This window comes from Geminicoccus sp. (assembly GCF_035556675.1).
Lineage (GTDB): Bacteria > Pseudomonadota > Alphaproteobacteria > Geminicoccales > Geminicoccaceae > Geminicoccus.
On record NZ_DATMFZ010000388.1, the window covers coordinates 1 to 2,753 of the forward strand.

The 2,753-nt window shown below is 69.5% G+C and carries 2 protein-coding genes and 1 pseudogene; all 3 read left to right on the forward strand.

What is annotated here, in order from left to right; all coding sequences use genetic code 11:
* Nucleotides 1-508, forward strand: a pseudogene (locus VNS22_RS28700) (hypothetical protein); the annotation flags it as partial.
* 12 nt (nucleotides 509-520) lie between these two features.
* On the forward strand, nucleotides 521-1,828 hold the full coding sequence (locus VNS22_RS28705; protein WP_325738413.1) for a DNA circularization N-terminal domain-containing protein: 1,308 nt from the start codon (nucleotides 521-523) through the stop codon (nucleotides 1,826-1,828).
* 4 nt (nucleotides 1,829-1,832) lie between these two features.
* Nucleotides 1,833-2,753, forward strand: a 921-nt coding sequence (locus VNS22_RS28710) for a phage baseplate assembly protein (protein ID WP_325738415.1), incomplete at its 3' end; no start/stop codon positions are given.

The window sequence follows — 2,753 nt, forward strand, 5'->3', positions numbered from 1 at the left end:
CCTGAAAGGGACCTGGGACGAGGCAGCCGCGGCGCTGGGCCTGCAGGACTTCAGCCCCGCGAATCAGGACCGTGCCGCGTGGTGGCTCGCCCAGCGTGACTACCGGACGCGGACCGGCCGGGATCTGATGGCCGATCTCAAGAGCGGCGATCCAGCCGTTCGATCCGGCATCGGGCCGGCGCTCTCGCGCACCTGGACGTCTTTGCCTGGAGGCATTGAGGAGGGCACCAGCCAGAGCCGGTTCCTGTCCCGCCTGGCGACTGCGACGGCCCAGTATCAGGGCGGTGCACCGGCGGGAAACCTAGCGGCGCCTGTCGCCGAAGGCGCGGCGCGTTCCCTGGCGCCCACCGGGGATGAGGTCAGTCGGGCACTGCGCGGGAAGTTGGAACTGGAGATTACCGGCCGGCTGCCGCCAGGAATGTCTGCCCAGGTGCGCTCCTCCAGCGGCAATGTCCGGGCCTCCGGTCCGCTCATCGAGAACACCGGCATGACCCTGGTCGCGCCATAAGGGGAGGGCAGGATGGCCTGGTACGACCTTCTGCTGCCGGCCTCCTGGCGCGGTATCCCCTTCGGGGTGCGGGGCTCAGAGTATGGGGGAGGGCGGCGCACCGCGCTCCACAGCTATCCCTACCGCGACAAGGTCTGGGTGGAGGACCTCGGCCGCTTCGAGCGCCGGGTTACCTTTTCCGGCTTCCTGGTCGGCGACGGCGCCTATGCCAGGGCCAAGCTGATGCTGCGCGCCTGCGAGGTTTCCGGTCCGGGGACACTGGTGCACCCCTCGCTCGGGATCATGCGCGTCGCCCTGGTGGCGCCGGTTCGGATGGTCGAGCGGGCCGAGCGCGGCGGGCTGGTCGAGCTGCAGTTCGAGTTCTCGGAAACGCTCGACCCGACCTATCCGGCAGGCGCCGCGGACACGGTTTCCGCCGTGCTGGGCGCGATCGATCGGACCCTTGGCGCCATCAGCGACTCCTTTGTGGGCGAGCTGGTCGGCGCTGCGGTGCTGGGTGTCGGCATCATCACTTCGGTGCAGGCAACCGTCTCGGCTTGGGGCGACCTCGCCAGTTCGCTGGCGCGGGATGCCGGCCTGACGACCGGGGCGGTCAAAGGCGTGACGCCCGACAGCGGAACCTATGGCCGCTACAGCCAGGGAAGCCGTAGCCAAGGCGCCGCAGCGCCGTCCTCTCTGGAGGCCGCCCTCGATGCCGTGGTGGCCGCCCGCTCGGCCGTGGATGCTGCCGCGGACCAACTGGCAGCCGTCGCCGCGGCGGGGCAGAACGCCGGACTGGTGCCGTCGGCCTTTGCGGTCAGCGAGGCCATCCGCGACGCCTGCGCCGATCCCACAGATGCGGTGCGCCTGCTGGCGCGTCTGGCGTCCTACACGGTTACCGTGGTGCCGACCGACGCGCCGCTGGGCAGCACGCTCAATGCGGTGCAGGCGGCGACAGCGGCGGCATGCCGGCAGGCGGCGCTTTGCTCCCTGGCGATCGCCTGCGCCGAGTATCTGCCCGCCTCCCATGACGAGGGCCAGGCCCTGCAGGAGCAGGTCTCCGGCCTTCTGCGGACGGAGGAGCTCCGCATCGGGGAAGCCTCGTCAGGCGGTCTGTACCCCGCGCTGAGCCAGATCCGGACGCTGGTGCTGGACGACCTCGCGGCACGCGGGGCGCCGCTTCCACGCCTGCGGACCGTCACCACGCCACAGGCGCAGGCCTCGCTGGTGGTGGCCTACGCGCTCTATGCCGATGCGTCCCGGTCGGACGAACTGATCCGGCGGGCGAACCCGCCGCATCCAGGCTTCATGCCGACCGAGTTCCAGGCACTCACGGACTGATCCGATGGACGACGATCTTACCCTGGTGGTCGGGGGCAGGCGGTTCGGCGGCTGGCAGAGGATCCGCGTCACCCGAGGTGTGGAGCGGATGCCTTCCGACTTCGACATCGTCCTCACGGAACTCTATCCCGCGCAGGCGGAGCTGCTGCCGATCGGGCCGGGGCAGCCGTGCGCGGTGATGCTCGGCGGTGACGTGGTGCTGACTGGCCGAATTGACCGCTACCAGACCGCCATCTCGCCCGAAGGGCATACCGTCCGGGTGCAGGGCCGCGGCAAGTGTCGCAACCTGGTCGACTGCTCCGCCGGCATCCGGCAGGACGGCAGCACCTTCATGCAGATCAGCGGCGGCGACGCCCTGAAGATCGCCGGCGATCTGGCGTCACCATTCGGCATCACGGTCACCCGTGTGGATGAGGAGGCGGGGAACACCATCCCGCAGTTCAACATCAACTTCGGCGAAACCCCCTTCGAGGTCATCGATCGGGTGGCGCGCTACCGGCAGGTCCTGGCCTACGAAGGGACGGACGGGAACCTGATTCTCGCCCGGGCCGGGTCAGGCTCGATGGCGAGCGGCTTCGTGCTCGGCGAGAACATAGAAGCCGCCAGCGTGTCGCTGACCGTGGATGAGCGCTTCAGCGACTACTACGTGGTCTGGACCGCGGTGGACGCCCTCACCGGCCTCCCTCAGGCCGGGGGTGCAACCGGATGGACGCATGCACAGGTCAGCGACCCGTCCATGGTGGAGTTCCGCCCGCATGGGTTCGTCTCGGAGCAGATCGTGGATGGTCGCGACATCGCGCAGGCTCGCGCGATCTGGGAACTGAACCGCCGCAACGGCCGCAGCCAGTCGATCACGCTGACCTGCGACTCCTGGCGTGACAGCGCGGGAAAGCTGTGGGAGCCGAATGCACGGGCCTATGTGCAC